The sequence below is a fragment of the Rhodococcus sp. PSi06 genome (assembly GCF_054960675.1).
Window position 1 is genome coordinate 13,252 of record NZ_JBHNYO010000020.1, and the last position, 25,568, is coordinate 38,819.

Here is a 25,568-nt window from a genome sequence, read left to right on the forward strand (position 1 = left end):
CTATCTGGGCCGGTGATCGAGGGGGTGCCGGCAGGGATCAGACTGGTAGCCGTGGCAACGAAGAACACGACGGCGGATGTCGGATTCCGGTCCGAGCGCGGGCCGATCCTGATTGCGCTGATGCTGAGCACGTCCCTGGTGGCTCTCGACGCGACCATCATCGCCACGGCCGTGCTGTCCATCGTGGACGATCTGGGCGGGTTCACGCAGTTCCCGTGGCTGTTCTCCATCTATCTTCTGGCGCAGGCCGTATCAGTGCCGCTGTACGGAAAACTGGCCGACCTGTTCGGCCGCAAGAAGATCATGCTGTTCGGCATCGCGGTGTTTCTGCTGGGCTCCGTTCTCTGCGGCCTGGCCTGGAGCATGCCCGCGTTGATCGCCTTTCGGGCGGTCCAGGGTCTCGGCGCCGGTGCCGTGCAACCGATGGCCATCACCATCGCGGGCGATATCTACACCCTGGCCGAACGCGCCAAGGTGCAGGGGTACCTCGCCAGCGTATGGGCGATCTCCTCGGTACTCGGCCCGGCTCTCGGAGGGATCTTCTCCGAGTTCCTGACGTGGCGCTGGATCTTTTTCGTCAACATTCCGCTGTGCGCGCTGGCTGCGGTGATGCTGTGGCGCAAGTTCGACGAGGGAGCCGTGGAACGCACAAAGCCGAAGATCGACTACCTCGGTGCCGGTCTGTTGACCGTCGGCGCAGCGATGGTGCTGCTCGGCCTGCTCGAGGGCGGACAGTCCTGGGCCTGGGGTTCGCCGATCAGCATCGCGATCTTCGTCGGCGGGTTCCTGCTGCTCTCGGTCTTCGCCTGGGTGGAGTCCCGCGCCGAGGAGCCGATCCTGCCGTTGTGGGTGTTCACCAGGCGCGTTCTGGTGGTCAGCAGCTTCATTTCCTTGCTGGTCGGAGCGCTGATTCTGGGGCTGACGTCCTACGTGCCGACATTCGTGCAGGGCGTGTTCGGCACCGGAGCCATCGTCGCCGGGTTCTCGCTGTCCACATTGACTCTCGGTTGGCCGATAGCCGCATCTCAATCCGGTCGGGTGTATCTGCGTTTCGGCTTCCGGGCCACCTCGGTCGTCGGCGGCTCGATCGGTGTCGTCGGTGCGGCGCTGGCAACGCTGCTCGACGCCGAATCCCAGATCTGGCATGTCGCGGCGACGTGCTTCGTCATCGGCCTCGGGATGGGATTGATCGCGAGCCCCACGTTGATCGCAGCGCAATCGAGCGTGGACTGGGCCGAACGAGGCGTCGTCACCTCCACCAACATGTTCGCCCGCTCGATCGGCAGCGCCGTCGGCGTCGCAATCTTCGGCGCCATCGTCAATGCCCGCGTGTCGGAAAATCCCGAACCCGAACAACTGTCCGACGCCATCCATCTGGTCTTCATCGGCGTCTTGGTCGCCGCCGCCCTGATGACCGTCGCAGCGGTATCGATGCCGAAGCGTGCTGCGCAGGTGAGCGAAACTTCGTAGCAGCGGGCACGAGCGAGGGGTTGAATTCTCGCCTGCCTGGGCACTCCGGGACCCATGACCGAACGCGTGCTCGTCACCGGTGCCAGCATTGCCGGACCCACCGTGGCCTTCTGGCTCGACAAGGCGGGCTTCGACGTCACCGTCCTCGAGCGCGCACCCCGGCTGCGACACGGCGGTCAGAACATCGACGTGCGTGGATCGGGCCGCGAGGTACTGCGGCGGATGGGCCTGGACGCGACGTTGCTCGCCAACGGCACCACCGAGAAGGGCACCCGATTCGTCGACGACGACGATGCCACCATCGCAGCCTTCCCGGCCGGTGACGGATCCCACGACGGACCGACCGCGGAGTTGGAGATTCTGCGCGGCGAGTTCGCTCGGATACTCGTCGAATCGGCCGGTCCGCGAACCGAATACCGGTACGGCGATCGCGTCGCAGGCGTGGCTCAGGATGCCGACGGTGTCGATGTCACGTATGAGTCGGGTACGCAGGAAAGGTTCGATCTCGTCCTGTTCGCCGACGGAATTCGTTCCAGCAGTCGAGAACTCGTGTTTCCCGGCGAAGCGAAGACCACGCCGGTCGGCCTGTACACCGCGTACGGGGTGTTACCGAAGGCACCGAGCGACGACGGCTGGTGGCGTTGGTGCAACGCCACCGGATCCAGGGTTGCCAATCTGCGCCCGGACAATCTCGGCACGACGCGTTTCGCCCTCTCCTGGGTGTCCGACGACGGCGGGTACGAGGGCGCGTCAACCGAACAGGTCGTTGCCGCCTTGAAGTCGACGTTCGCCGGCGTCGGCTGGGAGGTGCCCAGAATTCTCGAGTCACTCGGTCCGGATTCGGAACTGTATGTCGACTACCTCGCTCAGGTGAAGGCCCCGCGTTGGTCCGACGGAAGAATCGGCATGCTGGGCGACGCAGCGTGGTGCGCGACGCCGCTGAGCGGCATGGGCACCACCTTGTCGGTCACCGGTGCTTACGTTCTCGCCGGTGAACTCGCCCGAGCGCAGGACCATCGCTCCGGCTTCGAGGCGTTCGAAACGCGGATGCGGCCGTTCGTGGATCAGGCTCAGAAGCTACCGCCCGGCGTTCCACGCGTCGCGCATCCGAAAACCGCTGTGGGCGTTGCTGCTTTTCGTACCGTACTGCGACTGGCCGGCTCCAAGCCGGTGCAGGCGATCACCAGCAGACTCCTCGGCCCCGACGCGGCGACGCTGGAACTGCCGGATTACGAATTCAGTAGTTAGAGCCCGACTCGCTCGAGCAACGCATCGAACGCCTCGCTGGCTTCCTGTTCGGTGCGGCCGGATTCGATGACGCCGTTGTAGACCGCCAACGCTTCTTCCTGGTACTGCTTGTACTTCTCGAGCCACTTCTCGGAGTCTGCTCGCCAGTATCCGATGATGTCGAAATGCGCTATGTCGTAGCCCAATTCCTTCCGGAAGTACTTCCGCACTCGACGCGAGGACGAGGCCTCACCGGCGAACCACACGTAACCGGGCCCCTCGGGCAACGGGTACGCCAGCACCGCGTCATCGAGAACGCTTGCGCTGTCACCGTTTCCGGATCCGATACGCCAATCGAACGTGACGTCTGCTTCGGTCTCGAAAGATTGGATGTCTCCGCGCTCGAGCACCTCCACGATGGCGTGAGCCTTGGCCCCGGCAGGCAGCTGTTCGACGAGCCGCCCGAGTGCCGGTACCCCGGTCATGTCCGCGACCAGCAACAACCACTCGACGTCGGCGGGAGGTGAGTACCAGGATCGCGGACGGGTGAACAGCACCGTCTGCCCCGGAGCGGCCTGCTGGGCCCAGGTCGACGCGACGCCGCCCTCGTGTGCGAAGAAGTCGATGGTCATTTCGCCGCGCTGCTCGTCGACGCGGCGAATGGTGTAATTGCGCCCCTCCGGCGGTTCTGCGAGTCCGTGGAACCACCAGACACCGTCGACCTCGGTCATAGGCGGGGGCGTCGTCTCTCCTTCGCGGGGGAAGTAGACGCCGACGCATTCGTCGGGCACACCGAGCGTGCGGTAGCCGGCCACATGCTCGCCGCCGAAGGTCACGCGCACCATGTGCACCGTCAGACGTTCCACCGCGACGACGTCTGCGTAGTGGAAACCGCGCTGCTGTTCAGTCATCTTCGTCCTCGATACATCTCTCGTCCGACTGTGCGAGAACCCTCAGGCTAACTCGGGATCCGAACTCGGCACTCGTTCTCCGCCCTATTCTAAACTAAGCCTTGCCTAGCTTTCGACCGACCACCTTGGGAATCACCAAAGGAGTGTGCGATTCCGGATCGTCGATGATGCGGCACGGCAGGCCGAACACGGACTCGACCAACTCTGCTGTGACGATCTCGGCCGGCGGGCCTTCGGTGACCACGCCGCCGTCCTTCATCGCGATGATGTGATCGGCGTACCGGGACGCATGGTTGAGGTCGTGCAGTACCGCGACCAGGGTGTTGCCGTTCTCGCGAGGCAGAGTTGCCAGCAGGTCGAGAAGTTCGATCTGGTGCGCGATGTCGAGAAACGTCGTGGGCTCGTCCAGCAGCAACAGCGGTGTCTGCTGCGCGAGAACCATCGCCACCCAGACGCGTTGCCGCTGTCCGCCGGACAACTCGTCCACCGGCCGGGTGGAGAGGGCCGTCACTCCGGTGGCACGCATCGCGTCGACCACTGCGGTTTCGTCCGCCGCCGACCATTGTCTGATCAATGTCTGATGCGGATATCGCCCTCGCGCAACCAGATCGGCCACCGAGATACCGTCGGGTGCGATGGACGTCTGGGGCAACAGGCCCAGACGTCGCGCAACCTCTTTGGCCGGATACGACGAAATAGCTTTGCCGTCCAGCAGAACGGTTCCGCGCGAGGGCTTCAGCAGCCGCGACAGTGCCCGCAGCAAAGTCGATTTACCGCAGGCATTGGGCCCGACGATGACGGTGAACTTGCCGTCGGGAACGGCGACGGTGAGGCCGTCACTGATGAGGCTCTTGTCGTAACCGACCGTGATCGCGTCCGCGTGCAACCGAGGCTCGGTCATCGCCTTCTCCCTGTCATTGCTTTCTCCCCTCACGAGCGAGCAACCACACGAAATATGCCCCGCCGACGCACACGGTCACCACCCCGACCGGGAGCTGGGTCGGAGCGAACATACGCTGCGCGACAACATCACTGACCACGAGCAACAACGCGCCCATGCACGCGGCCGGCACCATTGCCACTCCCGACGTTCCGGTGAGTCTGCGAGCGAGTTGCGGTGCGGCGAGCGCGACGAACGAGATCGGACCCGCGGCTGCGGTGACCAGTGCAATCGACGCGACGCCCAGAAACACCAGCATCAGACGCGTCGGTTCTGCTCGGACCCCGAGCGCCCGCGCCGCGTCGTCCCCCATCTCCAGCATCGGCAGCCGCCGCGACAGTACCGCCAGGCATACGGCGATGACGGCCGACACCACCAGCGCCGGCCACACCTGCGCCCACCCCAGCCCGTTGAGGCTGCCTGCACCCCAGACCGCGGCCGCGATCGCGGAGGTCAGATCGGCCTGGACCACCAACCAGGTGTTGATCGAGGCCAACATCGCGCTGACGCCGATCCCGACGATGATCAACCGAAAGCCCTGCACCCCACGCTTGTACGCGAGCAGGTACACCGCGGCGGCGGTGGCCAACCCGCCCACCAGCGCGCCCGCTCCGGTCCGGTAGTAGCCGCCGCCGAGGGTGAGGATGACGACGAGCGCGCCGGTGTACGAGCCGGTGGCGAAGCCGATGATATCGGGGCTGCCCAACGGGTTTCGCGTCAACGATTGAAAGATCGCGCCCGATACGCCGAGGGCGGCCCCGAACAGGAACGCCAGAACCACGCGAGGAAACCGCCACTCCATCACGATGATCTCGGTGATCCGCGGCGCATCGCCGAACACCGCGGCGAGCACCTGGTCGGGCGGAACGTAGTAGTCGCCGGTGCCGACCGCGACGACGGCGATCGCCGCAGTCACCAGCAGCAGGGCAGTGCAGACCGTCACCGTCCGGAGCTCGATTCGGCCGGCCACCCGATCCCCGGCTCGAACGATCCACAGCCGTCGCCCGAAGTCCACGTCGCCGCGACGCCGCGGGGTCACAGCCCGCTCGCCCTCGTTCGGCGAACCAGCACGATCAGTGCCGGAGCGCCGACGAATGCGGTGACGATGCCGACCTGCAACTCCCCCGGCCTGATCACCAGGCGCCCCACCACGTCCGAGAGCAGCAGCAACGCCGGTGCCGCGAATACCGTGTAGATCAGAATCCAGCGCTGATCCGGACCCACGAACCACCGCACCAAGTGCGGGATCATCAGTCCGACGAATCCGATGGGGCCGGCCGCTGCGGTCGCGGCACCGGCGAGCAGTGTCACCGCGACGACACCGATGACGCGGGTGCGAATCACTCTCGCTCCCAACGACTGTGCAAGATCGTCTCCGAGCGCGATCGCGTTGAGCGGACGCGCGACGAGGGCCGCCAGAATCAGCCCGAGTGCCGTGAACGGGGCTGTCGAGATGACGATGTCCATGCCGCGCCCGGCCAGGGACCCCGCGCTCCAGAACCGCATCCTGTCGAAGGCGTCCGGGTCGAGCAGCAGCATGCCGGAAGTGATGCCGCCGAGTACCGCACCGAGCGCAATTCCGGACAGGGTCAGGCGAATCGGCGTTGCGCCTGCGCGCCCCATCGACCCCAACGCATACACCGCGCAGGCGGCGAACGCGGCACCGGCGAACGCGAACCAGACGTAGGCGTCGATACCGGACAAGCCCAGCACGCCAACGGCGATCGCGACGAAGAACGCTGCACCGGCATTGACGCCCAGGATGCCCGGATCGGCCAGTGGATTTCGCGTCAGCGCCTGGATCAACGCACCGGCCACCCCCAGGGCCATGCCGACGACAAGACCCAGAACAGTTCGCGGAAGCCGCAATTCACGGACGATCACCGATTGCGGGGATCCATCGGCGAAGAACAGGCCGTGCCACACTTGCCCGAGCGGAATGTATTCGGTGCCCACCGCGATGCTCACCAGGCACAGCGCCGCAAGGACTCCGATGACCACGACCAACCCCGCTGCCCGACGCGCATCGGTACGGGCGAGACCGCCGACTTCGGCCGGAACGTCGTGCTGTTCCGGCTCGTCGCCCACGCTCGTCCGCACCCGATTCACACCACCGATCGCACCCTCGTGCTCACGGCGGACACGATCTCACCGCTGCGAACAGCGATGTTGGACAGCAACGACGAGGTCAGACCGTGCGTATGCTCGGTCCCGCCCTGCAGATAGATCGACCCTGCGCTCGGCTCGCGCATGACGAGCCGATAGTCCCGCGTCACGCGCGGACCGCGAGAGTCGAACTCGACGGCATCGAACAGCGGACCGAGGATCTCGGGTAGATCGAGGGACGCGAAGCCGGTGGCATAGACGACAGCGTCGCACAGTACGTCCTCGGCCAACCCGGTAGGGCCGTGCTCGACGACGGCGCGGACGCCCGAGGAGTCCTCGACGGCGTCGACCAGACGGGAGGCACCGTGCACGAACAGTCGACGCTGCCCACTGACCCGCTCGGCGTACTCACGGGCGTAAAGCTCCTCGATCAGCGGCAGATCGACCGCGGAATAGTTGGTGCCGCGGTGGTAGTGCAGCAACTGATCGCGCAGCGTGTGCGACGACGAATAGAAGTCGTCCACGGCCGTCGGATCGAAGATGCGATTGGCGTAGGGACTGTCGTCGGCCGGGCTGTAACCGTACTTTCGCAGCACCGCATGCACCGATGCGTCCGGAAACGTCGCATGCAGGTAGTCGACCACCTCGGCTGCGCTCTGCCCGGCACCGACGACCACGAACGTGCGGTGGTTCCGCGACGGCAGCCGGTCGAGGTGGCCGAGCAGGTCGTGATTGTGGAATTGCCGGGAAGACGGGCTCACCCCATCGGGCAGGGTTGCCCTCAGACCGCCCGCGAGCACGATGTTGCGACCGCGGACGGTGCCGCGGCACCGGCCCTCGGTGCGAACACCGTAACCGTCACCGGTGTCGACGATGTCCACCGCTCGGGTGCCGTAGTGCACCGTCGCGTCGACCTTGCCCGCCGCCCACGACAGGTAATCGTGGAACTCGAGCCGGCTGGGGAAGAACGTCTGCAGATTGATGAAGTGGTTGAGTCGGCCGTGCTCGGAGAGATACGCCAGAAACGTGAAGTCGCTGCCGGCATTGCGTTGGGTGGCCAAGTCTTTGAGAAACGAAATCTGCATCGTCGTACCCGGCAACAGCATTCCGGGATGCCAGGCGAAGTGGTCCTTGGATTCGATGAAGCACGAAGTCAGTCGCTCGGCCGGCGCGCACGTTCGGTTGTGCTCTTCGATCGCGATGGCCAGACCGAGGTTGGACGGGCCGAACCCGACCCCGACGATGTCGTAGCTCTCGTTCGTTGTCATCGAACGCTCGCCCCCGACATCTGATCGAGTGCTCCGGGCACCGGCGCAGACGGGTCGACTCCGAGGGCGACGATTCCGTTGGCAGCATCGACGTGCACCACCGAAGGACTGTGCACCGACAGCTCCGAGTCTTCCATCTGCCGGAACGACATGATGATCACCAAGTCGCCCGGGGACACCAGATGCGCTGCTGCGCCGTTGATTCCGATGACGCCGGAATCGGGATGTCCTTCGATCACGTACGTCACCAGGCGTGCTCCGTTGGTGATGTCGACGACGTGGACCTGTTCACCCTCGATCAGATCGGCGGCGTGCATCAGGGTCGAGTCGATGGTGATCGATCCCACGTAGTGCAGATCGGCATGAGTGACTGTGGCGCGATGGATCTTTCCACCCAGCATGGTGCGTTGCATCAGGCGTCTTCCTCCTTCTTGCGGACGAGATACGGGGCGACGCTGCCGAGCTTCTCGCAGGTTTCGTCGAATTCGCGATCGGGTGTCGACTGGCCGACGATGCCGGCACCGGCACGCAGCCATGCCGATCCTCGTTGCTGGTACACGGCTCGAAGCACCAGTGCCGCTTCGAGTTCTCCCGAGGACGAGGCCTTCACGACGGCTCCCGAGTACAGACCTCGGGGGGTGTCGTCGAGCCTCCCGATCGCCTCGATGGCGCCACGCTTGGGAATTCCCGATGCCGTGACGGCCGGGAACAGCGCCCCGAAAGCGTCCCAGCAGGACAGGTCCTCCCGCAGGCGTGCGCGCACCGTCGAGGCCAGATGCTGGACGCTCCCCCGCTCACGCACGCTCATGAAGTCCGAGACCGCGGTCGACTCCGGCCGCGCAACGGATTCGAGCTCCTCGAACGAGGTACGCACGGACACAGCATGTTCGGTGATCTCCTTGGGATCGTGTTCGAGATCGTTCTTCGCAGCGGAGTCGGCGTCGAACCCCAGACCGAAGGCCCGTGTGCCCGCCAGCGGTTCGGTGGTGACCACACCGTGCGCGTCCACCGAGACAACCAACTCCGGGCTGAAGCCGGCAGCGTTCAGGTCGCCCAACTGCAGTAGAAACGAGCGAGCCGGGGTGTTCGACGCGCGTCCGGCTCGGTACGTGCCCGGCATGTCCAGGTCGAACGGAATGCGCACCGTGCGAGAGAGAATGACCTTGGCGTAGTCGCCACGATTTATTTCCTCGACGGCCCGCTGCACTCGGCTGCGATAGCCGTCCAGGTCGCCGCCGGTATCGACAGAGTACGCCGTCGGCGGCTCGTCGACGGAGGCCGCGGCAAGGACGGCCAGCACCGCGGCGCGGTCCTCCTCGCTTCCGGTCACCTCGACGCCGCGTCGATCGGTTCCGAATTCGATCTCGACGCGAGGCACGATCAGGTGGCCGAGCACCTCATCGGGATCGGAGGAGCCCGGCACCCCGTGCAGGTGCGCCGCGAACCCGAATCCGACGAACCCGTACGCATTCCAGGATTCTCGGGTCAGACCGTCGCAGGCCTCACGCAACACCGTCGCCGGATTACCGGACCAGCGCCGCACCGTCGGCTCGCCGTTTCCCCACGTGGTCGTGACGACGTCCGGCTGCAGCACGATGCGTGCGACCACGCCGCCCGCGAACACCCAGCGTCCTCGGTCCTCGTACACGACGTACTCGTCGAACAAGCCGGACTCGGCCAACGTGACCACGGTCTGCAATCCGTGTTGCAGGGCGGTGGTCTCGGCCGTGCCCGACGCCGATTCTTCGACAACGGTCATTGTGTGTGCACTCCTGACGGTGATTCGGTCCTGGACCGCGCATCGCGCGCCACCGACATGCCTCGGAGCATTGGCCGCGCGCCTTCGATAGGCAACGCTAACCTAACTAGTGCTGAGGCACAACGGCTTCGGGTGCGCGCTGCAGGTCCAGTACCGCAATTCCCCAACCGACCAGACGAGACGCCGTCACCACGAGACCGGCTTGCGCTGCCACCGAATCGAATTCGCGTCTGGTACGCACTCCGCTGCCGTGCATACAGAGCATCAGCAGATCGAACTCCGCCTGGTCCTCGTTGATCGCATCGTCATCCGACAGTCGTTCGACCACAACCAGTTTCCCGCTCTCCGACAGGCCGCCGGCAGCGTTGGACAGCAGCAATACCAGATCGTCGTCGCGATAGTGGCCGGTGACCTCGAGCAACAGATAGGCGTCGAACCCACCCGAGTCGTTCGTCCGCGGTGCCGACATGACACTCTGCGCGCACTCGGTCACCCGCCGCCCCAGCTCGGGCCACTTCTGCAGATCGCGTCGGACGAGGTCGAGCTCGCTGGGTAATCCCAGAACGGTTGCCGACATCGCGTCGTGGCCCGTCAGGATCGAGCCGAGAACCACACCGGATGCGGCGCCGGTCACCGCCAATGACGACACGTCGTCGAACGAATAATCCTGCATGAGCGCCGGACCCAAGAATGCCGCTTCGTCGGCAATGTGGTTGTGGTGCAACTCCGTCAATCGAGACGAGCCGGCGAGATCCTCACTCAATGTCTTCCCGGTCAGCAGGCTCGCACTGGCAGCTCCGGTGCGCAGGCTCTCCACGAGTCCGGTGATCGACAATTCCACTCGCGCCTCGATGCCGTCGAAATCCAGCCAGTGCGAGATCCAGTCGTCACCGAGCATGGCTTCACCGATGTCGTCGAGTATCAGAGAACCGTCCGAATCTTCGGTGAGCACGTCGACGGTGCGGAGGTAGCGGACGAATTTTGCCAGAGCTCGCTCGTCGGTGCCGGTGGCCGTAGCCAGGTCGTGGACGGTGCGTATGCCGCGGGAGACATGCAACGGGATGCGCAAGGTGTTGGCGGCCCTGATCGCGAAGGGCGAGAACATCTCCGCTCGTTCGGCGAGCCTGTCGAACGGCTCGGATTCGCGGGCGTTCAGATCGGGCACTTCCGGGTCGTCCGCGCGGGTGAGTACCTCTGCGCGACGCCAATAGCCGGTGACCTCGACCATCTCCGGCGGTAGCGTGCGATCCTCGCGGAGGTACCGCCTGATGCCCTTGAGAGTTGTGGATTCGCCTGCGACCCAGGCGAACACGCTTCCCTCCCACCAGGGCGCAGCGCGCACGGCCGTTTCGAGCAGATTTCCAGTGCCTGCGACCACGCCGTTGCGGTGGATCCAGGTGATCTCGGCGTCGGCCGCCGTCGGCAGCGGCAATTCTCGCTCGGCGTCTGCCACCTCGACGAACACTCGAATACGCTCACCTGCTCCGGCTTCGTCGAGACAGCGTGCGATGGCAGGCAACGCCGTCTCGTCGCCGACGAGCAACACCCAATCCACCTCGGCGGGTGCATGACCCGAGCGCACCGGACCGAGCAGCGGGATGGAATCACCCACGCGGCAGCGACGCCCCCACGTCGACGCGATCCCGGTGTCGTGGGTGACGAAATCGAGAGTCAGTTGCGCAGAATCGGCATCGACGCTGCGCACGGTGTAGTTGCGGGTCAGCGGACGCGGCTCCCGCGGCCACTCCACCGTGCGCTCGTGCTGCACCGGTAGAGCCATCGTGCCGTTGTCGTCGAGCGGAAAGAACAGCCGGACGAAATCGTCGAATCCCTCGCTGCGCAGCGGGGGAAAGTCGAATCCGTCCCGCGAGAACTCCCGCAGCTGCGGCCCACCCAACACGATCCTGCGCATCCCCGAACTCAATTGCTGCGTGTCGACCACGGTGGCTGTACGGATGACTTCGGGAAAGACGACCTGAAGTCGGTGAGACCTTGCCACGGTTTAACACGCTCCTTATCGGGTGAATGCACGCCTGCGGTGCGTCGGGTGGGCCTGCGCTCGGATCAGCCCTGGACGTTCTCGGCGGCGGTGTTCAGAGCCGATGCCACGTCGTCGAGGATGTACGGAATGGTGAGCACCGTCAGTCCGCCGAACGCGAAGTTCTTGTCGGCGCTGAGCTTTTCGGTCGATGCAGTGCGTCCCTGCGCCAGCACGGGCTGCGCGGCCACGGCCGGTTCGACGAGGAATGCACCCAGTGATTCCTTGTCGTAGGCGACGACGAACAATACATCCGACTTCAGCAGCGAGGCCTGCTCGAGACTGAGCTCGAAGTACACGGCATCGGGATCCTTGGCCGGGTCGGCCTCCTGGATGGTCGGCTCGTTGACCAGACCGAGCTGTTCGAGGAACTCGACACGGACATCGTTGTCCTTGCTGACGGCGAAGGTGCCGGGCGCGTTGGGCAGCGCGACGGTGACCGTCTTACCCTTCAGTGCAGAATATTTCGTGGCCGCGTCGGCGATGGAACTCTCGACTCCGGCGACCAGATCCGCCGCCTCCTTGTCCTTGCCGAGAGCCTTGCCTGCGATGGTCAGCTGGTCTTCCCACGACGCCGTCCACGGCTTGTCCGGGTACGCCACGACGGGCGCGATGTCGGAGAGCTTGTCGAATTCTTCCTGGGTCAACCCCGAGTACGGGGCAAAGATCACATCGGGGTCGGCGGCGGCGAACTGCTCGACGGGAACCGCTCCGGTTCCGTCTCCGGACAGCAGCGTGGGTGTGTCGCCACCGAGGTCGGCGAGTGCGGCCGCGTCCCACTGCAGGATGCCGCGGTCGTCCGCTCCGTACTGCGCGCCGTCGAAGGTGGGCATCGCGACGGGTACGACACCGAGGGCGAGAACCGCATCCTGGTTGGACCAACCCCAGGTGGCGATCCGCTTGGGTGCCTCGGGGATCGTCGCGGATCCGAGCGCCGAGTCGATGGTGACCGGGAATGCAGATTCCTGCGCGGACGTGGTGGACTCGGTTGCGGGCGCGTCCTCGGAACTGCTGCAACCGGCGGCGAGAGCGATGGTGAGCCCTCCGGCGAGCGCAATCGACGCAGCGCTCCTCATCCACTTCGTACGAACCTTCATCGTTGCTCGGTACCTCTCGACTCGACCACGCACTGCTGCGTCCCGCACCCGACCGGGTGAGGCGACTGACAAGGTAGCACTTATGAGGTAACCCTTGCCTCACTAGGAAGATCTGCTGCCAGAATTCGACACGCGGCGCTCAGTGCGTCGTGCCATGACGCAGCGAGAATCTCGATGTCGTCGACCACTCCCTGGGGCCAGGTCATCGTGACCCCCAGTACCGACGAGCCATGATCGTCGTGAATGTAACCGTCCACGATGAGCGCGTAGTTGCAGGGTGTGGTCGCACCGGGTGACGAGTCGAGACTGCTGCGCAGCGGACTGGCACCGAACGGCCCTCCGGTGGCCGCGTCGAACCGACCGAGATAGTTGAATTCGATTGCGGCATCCGGAGTTCGACGCAGCGCCTCGCCGGCGTCTCCGCCCATCCACCGCAACATTCCGTACGTGGACCCGTCTGCAGGCACGGACTCCCTCGACGTCCTGGCCGCCGTTGCCAAGTCGCGCAGAACCGATTCCGCCGCAGCGGGGTCGGTCTCGTGGGCGATCAAGGTGCGGTGGTCCTCGCTCCGGGCCGTGAGGCGCAGCGGGAACACCGCCGTGAGCCAGCCGACCACGGACGAACCATCCACCCGATCCGACGCGAATCCGGATCGTCCGTGCCCCTCCACATCGACGACGAACGACTGCTCACCGGTTGCTGCGCTGTCGATCCATGCAGTAGTCGCAGCCGCGAACGTCGCCAACAACAGGTGTTCGACGGAGACGCCGAGGCGACGGGTGACAGCCGACAACAGAGACGCGGTGTCGTCCTCCCGCAGCTCGAAGTTCACGGTGCGCACGCGGGAACCGATATCGACCGCAGGGTCGAGCGCACGCATCAGCGGGATCGGTGTCACGTCGTGGCCGATACTTGCCCAATACTCGAGATCGGCGAGTACCCGGGGAGATGTTGCGAGAGAGTGCAGCTCGTGGGCCCATTGCCGCATCGACGGTCCAGGCCTGCGCTCGCCCGGAGCGCGCGTCCAGAGGTCGACGAGGTCGGGTAACAGTATCCGCCAGCTCACCCCGTCGACCACCAGATGATGCAGTGTGATCAGCAGTTCCCCGGCCGAATCGGGACGGTGTCGATGGCGCAGCCACACCACATCGACCATCCTCGCGGCAGCGGGATCCAACCGAGCACGCGCAGAACGTGATTCGCTACCGACCCGGTCGGCGAGCTCGGGCTCGGTCAGCCCGTCGACGTCGTCCACCCGTATCCACCGACGCACGTCCGCGGTGCCGTCCGGCAACACCGTGAAGATCGACTCGGAGCCGGGGTTGCGCTCGAAGCGCGAGTGCAGAATCGGATGCCGGTCGATCAACTGCGAGAGAAGCTCCGTCAGCGAGCTCTCGGTCAGCGAACCCGGAGCCTCGAGCACCACCGCCTGCGAGATCTCGTCGATGGGCCCATCGAGTGCGTCCATCCACCGCACGATGGGCGTCAACGGTACGGTTCCGTGCGGATCGATCGAGACGCTTTCCGGTTCTCCTCCCCAAACGATCTGTTCTGCAATGCTTTCCGGTGTACGGAGCGCCACGATGTGCCGGGGCGACACCGCGAATCCTGCCGACCGGAGCCTGGCGGCGAGCTCCATCGCCATGATGCTGTCGCCGCCCAGGTCGAAGAAATCGTCGTCGGCACCGACCTCGGGCACGTGCAACACCGAGGCTGCGGCCGCGGCGATCTGCCGCTCCGCATCGGTGATCGGCAGCCGCCCGGTGCGGGTTGCGATATCGGGCGCGGGCAGTGCGGAAGCATCGAGCTTGCCGTTGGGCAGGACGGGAAACGCGTCGAGAACAGTCAGCGACGCCGGCACCATGTACGACGGCAGCAGGCCGCGCAAGCCGGCTCGGACATCGTTCGTATCGATCGTGTGCCCCGGTTCCGCAACCACATAGCCGGCGAGGGTGGTGTTGCCGTCCTCGGCCGCTCGCACCACCACTCGCGCGTCGGCCACGCCTTCGAACTCGCGCAGCCGAGTCTGCACCTCGCTCACTTCGACGCGGTGGCCACGAATCTTCACCTGGTCGTCCGAGCGACCTGCATAACGGAGCGTGCCGGTCCCGGTCCAGGCGACGAGGTCTCCGGTCCGGTACAGCCGTGTCCCGTCCGCGGTGAACGGATCGGCGACGAAGCGGTGTGCCGTGCGCCCCGGCGCATTCCGGTATCCCCGTACGACTCCCGGTCCGGCCAAGTAGAGCTCCCCCAGCACGCCGGGCGGCACCAGTCGAAGGCTTCTATCCAGCACATAGGCCTGCATGTTGGTCACCGGCCGGCCGATCACCGGATCGGCCGACAGCTCGGTGGAGGTGTACACCGCGTCGACCGTCGCTTCGGTCGGTCCGTAGAAGTTGTACGCCACAAGATTTCGATTGTCAAGCAGGCGATTCCACAGCTCGGCGGATACCGCTTCTCCGCCGACTCCGATAGTCGAGAGAGTGTCGACCGAACCCGATCTCATCATCTGCTCGAGCAGAGACGGTACGACCTCGATGAAATCCGCCGACAGCGCGGTGAGCCGGGCAGTCAATTCCACCGGGTCGAGAACTGTCTCGGGATCGATCAAATGCAGTGTGTGCCCGCCGAACATCCACAGCTGCGGCTGCCAGGATGCGTCGAAGGCCATCGACCATGCGTGCGCCACGTTCACGGTCGGCTTGCCCGCCCGCCTCATGGCGGGTTCGTGCACGTTCTCGCGGTGCGAGTGATACAGGTTCGTCAGGCCACGGTGTGGAACCAGCACCCCCTTGGGCACACCTGTGGTGCCCGAGGTGTAGATCGCATACACGGGATGGTCGGGATGCAACGGGGCTCGGCGTTCGGCATCGGTGATGCCTGCCGAATCGATAGGCGAGGAAGCAAGTGAAGCAACGATATTCGCGGTCACCGTGGCCACCGGTTGTGCATCGTCGAGAATCTGGCGGGTGCGCTCGACGGGCCAGTTCGGATCCAGCGGCAGGTACGCGGCACCGGATTTCATCACGCCGAGTATCGCTGCCATCGTGGTCACGGTGCGCGGAGCCTCGACGGCAACGAGGTCCTCGGCACCCACTCCGGCAGCGATGAGCCACCGACCGACCCTGGTGGACAGGCAGTCCAACTCGGCGAATGTCAGTGCCGTGGTGCCGTCCCGAACCGCGATGGCATCGGGCTGGTGCGACACCTGTTCGGCGAAGAGCTCGACCAACGTGTGCGATGGATAGAGACGCGCGATGCCGGCCTGCTCGGCGGTGAGCCGGTGTGTGGTCGCGTCGTCCACGAGCGGCACCGACGCGACGAGTGGATCACCCGTCTCGGCGAACGACCGAAGCACCGCCGTCACGGCCGACGCCACCGCCCGGGCACGTTCGACCGACACTGCGTCACATCGATACTCCACCACCAACCGCAGTTCCTCGCCCGGGAACACCGTCAACGTCAGCGGGTAGTGCGTCACCGTATGGAACCCCGCGACCGACACCGAGAAGTCGGCGGTGTCGATCCCGGACGTGTCGGCGGCACCGAAGTTCTCGAACACCACGAGGGTGTCGAACAGTGTTCCCCGTCCGACGGCCTTCTGAATGTCCGCGAGACCGACGTGATGATGTGGGGCAACGGCGATGGAGAATGTCCGAAGGTCCGCCAGAAGGGACGACAGGGTGGCGTCGGCACCGATGTCCACTCGCACCGGAACGGTGTTGATGAACAGCCCGACCATCTCACCGACGCGGTCCAGGTCGGTCGGGCGGCCCGACACAGTGGACCCGAACACGACCGATCCGGAATCGGTGAACGCCGAGAGCACCACGGCCCAGGCCGCATTGATCATTTCGCTCGTCGTGGCCGATTGCCGTCGAGCGGACTCGGTGAGCCGTGCGGTGTCCTTCGCGTCCCAACGAATCTCGATCTCTCGGGCCTCGGATCGATCCACGGCCGGCGACGCGGCCGGTGACGATGCCGGTGACGCCGCCGGGGCCAGGATCGTCGGCACCACGTCGTCGCCGAGCGCTCGACGCCACGCGTCGATCGACGAGCCGTCCTGCCGCGCCAGCCATCGCAAATAGTTGTCGAAGGACGCCGGAGCCGGGAGATCTCGGCCGCGATAGAGCCTGAACAATTCGGTGCCGACGGTTCCCATCGACCAACCGTCGACGAGCAGGTGATGCACGGTCAGCACCACCCGATGTAGCTGTTCTCCGCAGTCCAGCAGCAGAACCCGTACCAAAGGGCCGTGTTCGATGTCGACGGTGCGGCGATCCTCGTCCACCAGCGCGCGGGCGGCGGGCGAGTCCGGATCGTCGACCGTGTGCCTGCGTACCTGCACTCGTTCCGTGTCGCGGACAGCAACGGTCGACCCGGTTTTCAGGGTGAGAAAGCGTGAGCGCAAAGCCGGGTGGCGTTCGGAGAGTGCCTCGACCGCGTTGCCGAGTCTCTCGATCTCCATCTCGCCGCGCACCTCGAACTCCGCGGCGATGACGTAGATCTCCTCCTGTCCGTCTCCCGCGGCGACCGACTGGAACACCAGACCTTGCTGCAGCGGAGTTGCCGGGCGTGCACACACGGTATCGATACCGAGTGTGCGTAACTCGGCCAGGTCCTTCGAGTCGAGTAGTGGGGAAGATATCGCGGGTTCTGCTGCAGGATCGATATTTTCGGCGTAGCGCGCGCGTTCGATCAGTCCGGCAACCGTACGGCACTCGAAGACGTCGGCGGTCGTGATCATCAGTCCGGCACCCCGCGAGTGATGAACCAGGGTGATGGCGGTGATGCTGTCGCCGCCGAGCGCGAAGAAATCGTCGTCGACCCCGATCGACTCGACGTTCACACGAGCCGCGACAGCGAAAAGGTCGGCAAGGCACCGTTCGTCGTCGGTGATCGGTGCTCGCGAGCGGCTCGGTCCGCTGTCGGGAATCCCGCGTTGCGTCAGCGCCACCAGGTCCGTCTTGCCGTTCGGAGTAGTCGGTAGGTGATCGATCGCCACCCAGAACGCCGGCACCAGATACTCGGGCACTCGGCCACGCAAGGCGTGCCGTACGACGGAAGTATCGGCACTGCCGGGAGTCACGTACGCGACGAGCACGGTCACGCCCGCGGGGTCGGTCACCGAGACCACCGCGCACTCGTCCACGGATTCGTCATCGGCAGTGCGGTTCTCGACCTCCCCCAGCTCGACGCGATGGCCTCGGATCTTCACCTGTCGGTCGGCACGTCCCAGGAATTCGAGTGCACCGGTGTCCTGGATGCGGGCACGGTCACCGGTGCGATACATTCTGCCGCCGGCTGCGCCCGGGTCCGCGACGAACCGGGCGGCCGTCTCGGCAGGTCTCCCGAAATATCCGCGAGCGAGTTGCGCGCCCGAGACGTAGAGCTCACCGCCGATTCCTGTCCGCAACGGTCGGAGCCGGTCGTCGAGCACGGCCAGGCTCGTGTTGTCCACCGCTGTTCCGATGGTTCGCGGTTCGCCTGCGACCCTGTGCACGGCAACGTCTCCCGCCACCTCGGAGGAACCGTACGAGTTGTGCACCGACGCACCGGTCGTGGCGTGCTCGATCGCGTCGATCATGTTGCTGGTCAACGGCTCTCCGCTGAGGATCCAATCGGTCAGGGAACCGCATTGCTGCGGCGAGGTCGTCGCCAGTGCGGCAGCGAGTGATCCGACGGCGGTGATCTGCTCGGCCCCGGATCGCGCAACGAGGGTCGCCAATGCCCCCGGATCGGCATATTCGTCGTCCTGTGCCAACACCACACGTTGACCCGCGAGAAGTCCGGTGAGCAGTTCGGTGGCTCCGTCGATGAACGACAGGGAGCTCTTGGCGATCCGACTCGCGGGCCCGCCCCAGAGCTGTGTTGCCCAGTGCAGCCGATTGGCCAGCGCGCTTCTGGTTCCGAGCACTCCCTTCGGCGTACCGGTCGAACCCGAGGTGTACACCAGGTAGGCCCCGCCGTCACCCGGGATACTCACGGTGAACGGTTCTTCCGCCACTTCCGGTGCCACGCCCGCGTCGATTCTCGTCGCGGTTCCGAGAGCGGTCAGCGCGGCGGGGGTGGCGTCGTCGACCAACAGAATGTCGTGGCGCGAGTCCTCGAGCATGTAGTCGATGCGCTCACGCGGGTAGCGAATGTCGATGGGGACGAACACCGCACCCACGTCGATGGTCGCGAGCAGCGCCGCCACCATGTCGACGCTCCTGCCGAGAGCGATAGCGACGCGGCTCTCGGTCTCGATTTCGCGGCGGCGCAGCACTGCCGACACCTCGGCGGTTCGAGTCAGAAGTTGGGTGTACGTGATCGCCTCACCGCCGACAGTCAACGCGATGTCCTCGCTCGACCGGGCGAACCTGTCTGCGAGTGCTACCTCCAGCGTCGACGTTTCCGTGTCCGGACCGACGCTGTATCCCTGGCCGTCGGGGGCCGACAAGAGCTGCGGCACATCGACGTCCGAACGGCTCACCATCCGGTCGAGCATCTCGACGAAGGTCTCGGCGTACACCGTGGCCGCACGATGGTCGACGGCTGCGTCGTCGTGCAGCAGGAACCCCCACAGCGCAGGGTCGGGGCCAACTATCAGCGCCATCGGGAAGCTCATGTGAGCGCCCAGAACCGTCACCTCGTCCACGACCGCGCTCGCTTCGGAGGGCAGTGAGGGGTAGTTCTGATACACGACGATCGTGTCGAAAAGCTCACTGCATCCGATGGTTCCGGCGATCTCGGACAGGCCCAGAAAACGGTGCTCATCCAGATCGAAGTGATCGGTCTGCACCCGATCGACCACGTCGGTGACGGATTCGCTCGAGTCGAATCGAATGCGCACGGGCACGGTATTGAGCAACAGACCGACCATTGCCTCCGCGCCGTCGAGGTCGAACGGCCGCAGCGACGCTGCCATCCCGAACGCGACGTCGCGCGTCCCGGTCCGAGCAGCGAGCATCGACGCCCAGGCGACCTGCACCACCACGTTGGTCGTCACACCGCGGCTCTGCGCGTAGTCCAGGACGCGTCCGGCCAGTGCATGGTCGATGTCGAGATCGATGCGTGAGCACGATGTCGACGGCGCGGACTCGGCGATCGAGGTGGGGTGCTCGAAGCCGTCGAGATATCTCCCCCAACGCTCCAGTGCCGCATCACGACTCTGTGCGGCCGTCCAAGCGAGGTAGGCACGGTAGTCCGGTGCCGGGGGCAAGGCAGCCGAGTCCCCAGCCTCGTACAAGGCGATGAGCTCACGAACGAAGATGGCTTCGGACCACCCGTCCATCAGTGCGTGATGGTAGGTGATCAGTAATCGCGGCCGTTGCGGTCCGACCGAATACGAGAAGCGAATCAACGGAGCGTCGAAGAACGCGAATCCGGTGGCTCGGTCGCGGACGAGATGATCGCCCCAATCACCCTCGACAAGTGTGAGTTCCGGTGTCGATGCACGCGGAACGACCCACACCAGGTCACCGTTTCGGCGCTGGCGCAGCAACGCCTTGATGTTCGGATAACGCTCGAGTAGCTGCTCGAGGGCTCGGGTGAGGCGGTCTCTCCCAACTTGGGCAGCCAGGTCCAGCACCGTCTGGGAGAGATACGGATCCTGCGTCGCGGCAGCACGACTCGACTGCACGTACATACCGACCTGCAGCGCGGTAAGTGGAAGAACAGCAGCGATCTTGGATTGCGGTGTGGACTCGGTATCGGACGTCGTGTTCGTCACTCACATACTGCTTTCGAATTCGTCGAGCTCGTCCTGGGACAGTTCCACGGTGGCCGCCTCGGCCGAGACAGACGGGCGCGCGGTGCCCTCGATGACGAGCTCCGCCCCGAACATCCGCACGGTTCGTTTGCGCATCACCTCGCGTGGTGCCAGCGGAATGGCCGCCTTACGTGCTCGCGACGCCACGGCGAGGGAGGTGATGCTGTCGCCGCCGAGAGCGAAGAAGTCGTCGTCGATACCGACTCGGCCGACCCCGAGAACCTCCTCGACGATGTCGCACAGCATCGTCTCGACCGGTGTGCGCGGCGCGACGAACGTACCGCCACCCGCTGCATCGACAGTGGGAAGAGCCCGTACATCGAGCTTGCCGTTGATCGTCATCGGAATACGGTCCAGCGCAGCGAACAACGTGGGAACCATGTATTCCGGCAATGTCGCGGCCAGCTCGTCCCGAATCGATCCGAACAACTCGGCGTTGTCCTCGGCGGCCATGCCGTCGGCAGGAACGACGTACGCCGCGAGCGCCCGAGTACCCGCTCCGACCTCAACGGCCCGAACCACCGCCCCGGCAACCGCATCGCAACCGGCCAGTGCCCGTTCGACTTCCGCGGTCTCGACTCGATAGCCACGGATTTTCACCTGGTCGTCGGCACGACCCAAATATTCGAACAGTCCGTCGGGCCTGATCCGAACCAGATCGCCGGTGCGGTACATGCGCTCACCCGGTGCCCACGGATCTGCCACGAACCTGCTCGCCGTCTGTGCGTATCGGTGCAGGTAGCCGCGGGCCAGGCCCACACCGGACAGGTGCAGCTCACCCACGGAACCCGAGGGAACGGGTCGCAGCCACTGGTCCAGAACGTAGGCGCGGGTACCGAGGATAGGCGCACCGATCGACGGCCGCTCGCTCTCCCGCGTACCGATACCGAGCGCGTTGATCGTGTATTCGGTGGGGCCGTACAGGTTGTATCCGACGCTTCCCAGTTGCTGCCACAACGCGTCGGGAACTGCCTCACCGCCCAGAAGCACCAACGGAATCCGATGTCCGTCGTGCTCGTCGAGCAACCCCAAGTCCAGCAGATGCCCGGCGTACGTCGGAGTCACGTTCACCACGTCGATCAGGTTCTGCTCGCAATACCGCGCCAATGCCTCGCCGTCACGGCGTAATTCCTCGTCACAGACATGGACTTCGTGGCCTTCGACGAGCCACAGCAGCTCCTCCCACGACATGTCGAAGGAGAACGAGACGGTGTGCGCGATCCGCAGTGTGCGGTCCCCGGCCGCGGCGACGGTGGGGACGAAGATCTCGTTTCGGTGGTTGATCTGCATGTTCGTCAGACCCCGATACGGGGTGACGACGCCCTTCGGTGTGCCCGTCGAGCCCGAGGTGTAGATGACGTAGGCCGGGTGCTCGAGGCGACCGGGTGTGCCGGGCGCGAACTCGCTCGACACGGCCTCCGACGGGTGGACACGAGTCGCCAATTCCTCGGCGACAGAGGGGTCGTCGATGATCATCGGATCGGCGCCGCTCGACAGTCCACGCGACTGTGTCTCGATGGTCGTCACCAGAATCGTCGGCTTCGCATCGTCCAAAATGACGTCGAGTCGCTCGTTCGGATAGTCGAGTTCGAGTGGAAGGTACGCCGAACCGGTGCGCAATACCGCGAACAGCGCCACCACCATCTCGACCGACCGCGGGAGCGCGAGGGCGACGATGCGCTCCGGGCCGGCACCACGGCGCAGCAGTGCACGCGCGCACGCATCGACCCGAGTGTCGAGTTCTCCGAACGTCACTCGGTTGTCCCCGAACACCAATGCCGTCGTCTCCGGGATGGTGGCGGCGCGCTCGGCGAGCAACTCGGCAACAGTGCAATCGCCCAGCCGCGCCACCCTGTCGGCGAACCCGTTGTCGGCGATGCTCACCGGTTCGACGACCGGAGCCGGCCACTGCGAGATCGGCAGGTCATGTTGCCCGGCAACGATGTTCAACGCATGCTCGAAAGACCCGAGAAAGTAGCTCGCTCTCTCGTCGCTCACCGAGGTCGGCAGATAGGTCACCGACACGTTCAGCTCTGTCCCGGGGTCGACGGCGATCGAGATCGGGAACTCCGAACCGTCGACGGTGGATATATGCCGCACCTGCCGGTTCGGCGCGGACGCGGAGTCACCGGCCGGCCCAGCGGCGTTACGCAGCACCAGCAGGGTGTCGAACACAGCGCCTGCACCGACGGCCTTCTGAATACCTCCGAGGCCGAGGGTGTCGTGGAGCATCAGGTCCAGTCGCTGATCCTGCACCCGTGCAGCAACATTCGCCGCTGTGTCGGACCCGCCGGCCGTGACTCGAACGGGGACGGTGCTGATGAACGCGCCGATCGCGCGCTCGGATCCTGGCACCTCCATCGGTCGGCCCGCGACGGCGGTGCCGAACACCACGTCGGACCGACCGATCACGCGCATCAGCCCGCTTGCCCAGGCGGCCGCGAGCACGGTGAACAGGGTCGAACCGGACTCTCGGGCAACGGAGTCGAGCCGGCCCGATACTGCGGCCGAGAGCCTGCGTTCGATTCGCCGGGGAGGCTCGTCGTCGCCCTCGATCGCTTCGGCCACGAGGGTAGGGGTGTCGACGTCGGCGAACCAGCGCTGCCAGGCCCGCTCGGATTCGGCGCGATCGCGAGAAGTCGACCAGCGCAGATACTCCCGATACCCCTGATCGACCCGAATCGCTTCGCCGTCGTACTGTTCCAGGACGCGACTCACCAGCAACGCCGAGGAACCGCCGTCGAAACACCCGAACCAGTAGGTCGTCAACACGCGATCGACGCCGCCGGGCAGGTGCACGAGCGTGAGCCTGAACAAGGGGGGTGCGTCGATGTCGAAGGTCTTCTCGCGGTCGGCGGTGAGCACCCGATTCCAGCGCGCTTCTGCCTCGCCGGCCGAGCAACCACTCAGGTCGATCACCGTCAGCGGTGCCCGGACCGACGACACCACCACTTGGACCGGTGCCTCACCCTCCGGGGTGACGAACGCCGTGCGCAACGCCGCGGTGGCGTCGACCACCGACTGCAGAGCGCGCCGGAGCCTGTCACCGTCCAGCACCCGATCGGCCTCCACGACGGTGCGGACGGTGTAGAGCCCGACGGCCTGTGCGTCGACACCGATCCGATAGACCAACCCGAGCTGGAGTGCAGACAGTGGCCACACATCGTCGATGGAGCCGAATCGTTCTCTCAGCGAGTCGAATCGGCGCGAACCGACGTCCGCGAGAGGACCGCGCTCGACCTCGGCGGTCTCGCCGCGAGTGCGCCGCAGTCGATCCTGGAGCAACCTACGTGTGACGTCGTCCAGATCCACCGGGTTCATCGACGTGCCTCCCGCTCGGTGGACTGCCGCACCAGCAAGGACTTGTCCACTTTGCCGATGGCCGTGACGGGCAGAGACGTTCGGGCCACCACCCGGTCGGGCAGCTTGAACCCGGCGCAGCCTGCTTTCGCCAGGAAAGCCCGCACCTCGGCAACGGTGGGCAGGTTCCCGTTCGGCACGATCACCGCGCAGATGCTCTCGCCCACAGCGGGATCGGGTACTCCTATGACCGCTACCCGGGCCACCGAGTGGTGTGTGAGCAGCAAATCTTCGAGCTCGTCCGCCGCGACGTTCTCACCGTTTCGGGTGATGACGTCCTTGATCCGACCCGTGACGACCAGGTGCCCCGACGGCAACCTACACACCTGGTCTCCGCTGCGATAGAAGCCGTCGGGGGTGATGGCCGTCGTATTGTGCTCTGCCGCAGCATAATAGCCATTGATGGTGTACGGGCCGCGGGTGAGAAGTTCGCCCACGTCGCCGGCCGGGACGTCGTGGCCGTCGGCGTCGACGATTCTGATCTCGTCGAACTCGGACAACGGGCACCCTTGGGTGCCGATCACCACGTCCGGGGTGTCCTCCGCTCGCGTGTAGTTGAGCAGCCCCTCGGCCATCCCGAACACCTGTTGCAACCGGCACCCGAGGGCCGGCTCGACGAGCTTGGCGATCTCGGGCGTCAACTTTGCACCACCGACCTGCAACAACCGCAGGCTGGACAGGTCTGCGGCCTCCCATTCGGTGGCCTCACACCACAGATGCGCCAACGTCGGTACCAGCGCCGTGACCGTGACGCGATACTTGTCGATGAGTGCGAAAACCTGATCCGGGCCGGCACTACGGGAGAACACCACGGTGGCACCGACACCGAGCGCACCGAGCAGACCCGGACACGCGAGCGGGAAGTTGTGGGCGGCGGGCAGTACTGCGAGATACACGTCCTCGGCGGTCAACTCACACACGTCGGCGCTGGCCCGTGCATTGAATTCGTAGTCGTTGTGAGTGCGCGGAATCAGCTTCGGCAGCCCGGTCGTTCCGCCGGACACCAACAGCACTGCAATGCCTGCAGCCGACCCACGGGGGAATTCGCGCGGCGCGCCGACAACGGCGGACAACGGAGTGTGGGGCCCACTCGAACCGTCGACGAAGACGTCACGCACGCTCGGTACCGACTCCACTACCTCGTCGGCCAACGCTCGGTAGTCGAAGTTTCCGTCCCGCTCCTCGATCACGTACGCCACGGCCTTCGATGTGGCTGCCAGATGGACGATTTCGCGACGTCTGTGTGCGGGCAGGGTGAGTACCGGAACCGCTCCGCACTCGAGAAGCGCGAACAGGACTACCGCGAACGACACCGAGTTGGGTAATTGCACCACAACCCGATCACCCAGCTCGATCCCACGGTCGGCAAACCCTGCTGCGGTCGTTCGTACTCGCGCGAGCAGCTCGTCGTATGTCAGTGCCTCGGAACCGCTCTCGTCGACGACCGCGCGACGAGAGCCGAACCGGTCTGCCCACGAGGCGAACACTGCGGGCAGAGTCGTTCCGCGCCACAGTCCGGCGTCGAGGTACCCCTGGGCACGGCCCGAGTCGAACGGTACGAAATCTGCGGTGTTCTCGACAAGGGTGTTCTCGACGAGTGTGTTCTCGATGACTGGATGCACTGTGGAAACCCGATCG

General features: G+C 65.4%; 14 protein-coding genes. 2 read left to right on the forward strand and 12 right to left on the reverse strand.

Annotation, left to right across the window (positions count from 1 at the left end; genetic code table 11):
* The first annotated feature begins 51 nt into the window (after positions 1–51).
* Both ACFI9K_RS22580 and ACFI9K_RS22585 read left to right on the forward strand, forming a co-directional pair.
* Positions 52–1,470 carry an MDR family MFS transporter gene (locus tag ACFI9K_RS22580; protein ID WP_462665573.1) on the forward strand — a complete coding sequence of 473 codons (1,419 nt, stop codon included), beginning with the start codon at positions 52–54 and terminating at the stop codon, positions 1,468–1,470.
* Between the two features lie 54 nt (positions 1,471–1,524).
* The gene (locus ACFI9K_RS22585) at positions 1,525–2,718 is read left to right on the forward strand and encodes an FAD-dependent monooxygenase (RefSeq protein WP_462665574.1); all 1,194 of its coding nucleotides are present in this window, start codon (positions 1,525–1,527) and stop codon (positions 2,716–2,718) included.
* Here ACFI9K_RS22585 and ACFI9K_RS22590 read toward each other — a convergent pair.
* The 12 genes from ACFI9K_RS22590 to ACFI9K_RS22645 form a co-directional block, all read right to left on the reverse strand.
* Positions 2,715–3,608, reverse strand: coding sequence for a siderophore-interacting protein (locus tag ACFI9K_RS22590; protein WP_462665575.1), 894 nt, complete (start codon positions 3,606–3,608; stop codon positions 2,715–2,717). The genes ACFI9K_RS22585 and ACFI9K_RS22590 overlap by 4 nt on opposite strands.
* Positions 3,609–3,702: 94 nt before the next feature.
* Positions 3,703–4,509, reverse strand: coding sequence for an ABC transporter ATP-binding protein (locus ACFI9K_RS22595; RefSeq protein WP_462665576.1), 807 nt, complete (start codon positions 4,507–4,509; stop codon positions 3,703–3,705).
* Positions 4,510–4,522: 13 nt separating this feature from the next.
* The gene (locus tag ACFI9K_RS22600) at positions 4,523–5,587 is read right to left on the reverse strand and encodes a FecCD family ABC transporter permease (RefSeq protein ID WP_462665577.1); all 1,065 of its coding nucleotides are present in this window, start codon (positions 5,585–5,587) and stop codon (positions 4,523–4,525) included.
* Positions 5,584–6,636, reverse strand: a complete 1,053-nt coding sequence (locus ACFI9K_RS22605; RefSeq protein WP_462665578.1) for an iron chelate uptake ABC transporter family permease subunit — start codon at positions 6,634–6,636, stop codon at positions 5,584–5,586. Before ACFI9K_RS22605 ends, ACFI9K_RS22600 begins: the two co-directional genes overlap by 4 nt.
* 17 nt (positions 6,637–6,653) lie before the next feature.
* Positions 6,654–7,922 carry a lysine N(6)-hydroxylase/L-ornithine N(5)-oxygenase family protein gene (locus ACFI9K_RS22610; protein ID WP_462665579.1) on the reverse strand — a complete coding sequence of 423 codons (1,269 nt, stop codon included), beginning with the start codon at positions 7,920–7,922 and terminating at the stop codon, positions 6,654–6,656.
* The gene (gene panD / locus ACFI9K_RS22615) at positions 7,919–8,335 is read right to left on the reverse strand and encodes an aspartate 1-decarboxylase (RefSeq protein ID WP_462665580.1); all 417 of its coding nucleotides are present in this window, start codon (positions 8,333–8,335) and stop codon (positions 7,919–7,921) included. Before panD ends, ACFI9K_RS22610 begins: the two co-directional genes overlap by 4 nt.
* Positions 8,335–9,681 carry a salicylate synthase gene (locus ACFI9K_RS22620; protein WP_462665581.1) on the reverse strand — a complete coding sequence of 449 codons (1,347 nt, stop codon included), beginning with the start codon at positions 9,679–9,681 and terminating at the stop codon, positions 8,335–8,337. The genes panD and ACFI9K_RS22620 overlap by 1 nt, the downstream gene beginning before the upstream one ends.
* Positions 9,682–9,787: 106 nt before the next feature.
* Positions 9,788–11,680, reverse strand: a complete 1,893-nt coding sequence (locus ACFI9K_RS22625; protein WP_462665582.1) for an SIP domain-containing protein — start codon at positions 11,678–11,680, stop codon at positions 9,788–9,790.
* A gap of 65 nt (positions 11,681–11,745) precedes the next feature.
* Entirely contained in the window at positions 11,746–12,816 is a 1,071-nt protein-coding gene (locus ACFI9K_RS22630) for an ABC transporter substrate-binding protein (RefSeq protein WP_462665583.1), read from the reverse strand.
* Between the two features lie 80 nt (positions 12,817–12,896).
* On the reverse strand, positions 12,897–20,531 hold the full coding sequence (locus ACFI9K_RS22635) for an amino acid adenylation domain-containing protein (RefSeq protein ID WP_462665584.1): 7,635 nt from the start codon (positions 20,529–20,531) through the stop codon (positions 12,897–12,899).
* The gene (locus tag ACFI9K_RS22640; protein WP_462665585.1) at positions 20,532–23,891 is read right to left on the reverse strand and encodes a non-ribosomal peptide synthetase; all 3,360 of its coding nucleotides are present in this window, start codon (positions 23,889–23,891) and stop codon (positions 20,532–20,534) included. It abuts the gene before it with no gap.
* Positions 23,888–25,552, reverse strand: a complete 1,665-nt coding sequence (locus ACFI9K_RS22645) for a (2,3-dihydroxybenzoyl)adenylate synthase (RefSeq protein ID WP_462665586.1) — start codon at positions 25,550–25,552, stop codon at positions 23,888–23,890. Before ACFI9K_RS22645 ends, ACFI9K_RS22640 begins: the two co-directional genes overlap by 4 nt.
* Positions 25,553–25,568 lie beyond the last annotated feature (16 nt).

Coding starts and splice junctions, on each gene's coding strand:
- ACFI9K_RS22585 (WP_462665574.1), top strand. CDS start 1,525: ATGACCGAACGCGTGCTCGTCACCGGTGCCAGCATTGCCGGACCCACC.
- ACFI9K_RS22590 (WP_462665575.1), bottom strand. CDS start 3,608: ATGACTGAACAGCAGCGCGGTTTCCACTACGCAGACGTCGTCGCGGTG.
- ACFI9K_RS22595 (WP_462665576.1), bottom strand. CDS start 4,509: ATGACCGAGCCTCGGTTGCACGCGGACGCGATCACGGTCGGTTACGAC.
- ACFI9K_RS22610 (WP_462665579.1), bottom strand. CDS start 7,922: ATGACAACGAACGAGAGCTACGACATCGTCGGGGTCGGGTTCGGCCCG.
- panD (WP_462665580.1), bottom strand. CDS start 8,335: ATGCAACGCACCATGCTGGGTGGAAAGATCCATCGCGCCACAGTCACT.
- ACFI9K_RS22620 (WP_462665581.1), bottom strand. CDS start 9,681: ATGACCGTTGTCGAAGAATCGGCGTCGGGCACGGCCGAGACCACCGCC.
- ACFI9K_RS22630 (WP_462665583.1), bottom strand. CDS start 12,816: ATGAAGGTTCGTACGAAGTGGATGAGGAGCGCTGCGTCGATTGCGCTC.
- ACFI9K_RS22640 (WP_462665585.1), bottom strand. CDS start 23,891: ATGAACCCGGTGGATCTGGACGACGTCACACGTAGGTTGCTCCAGGAT.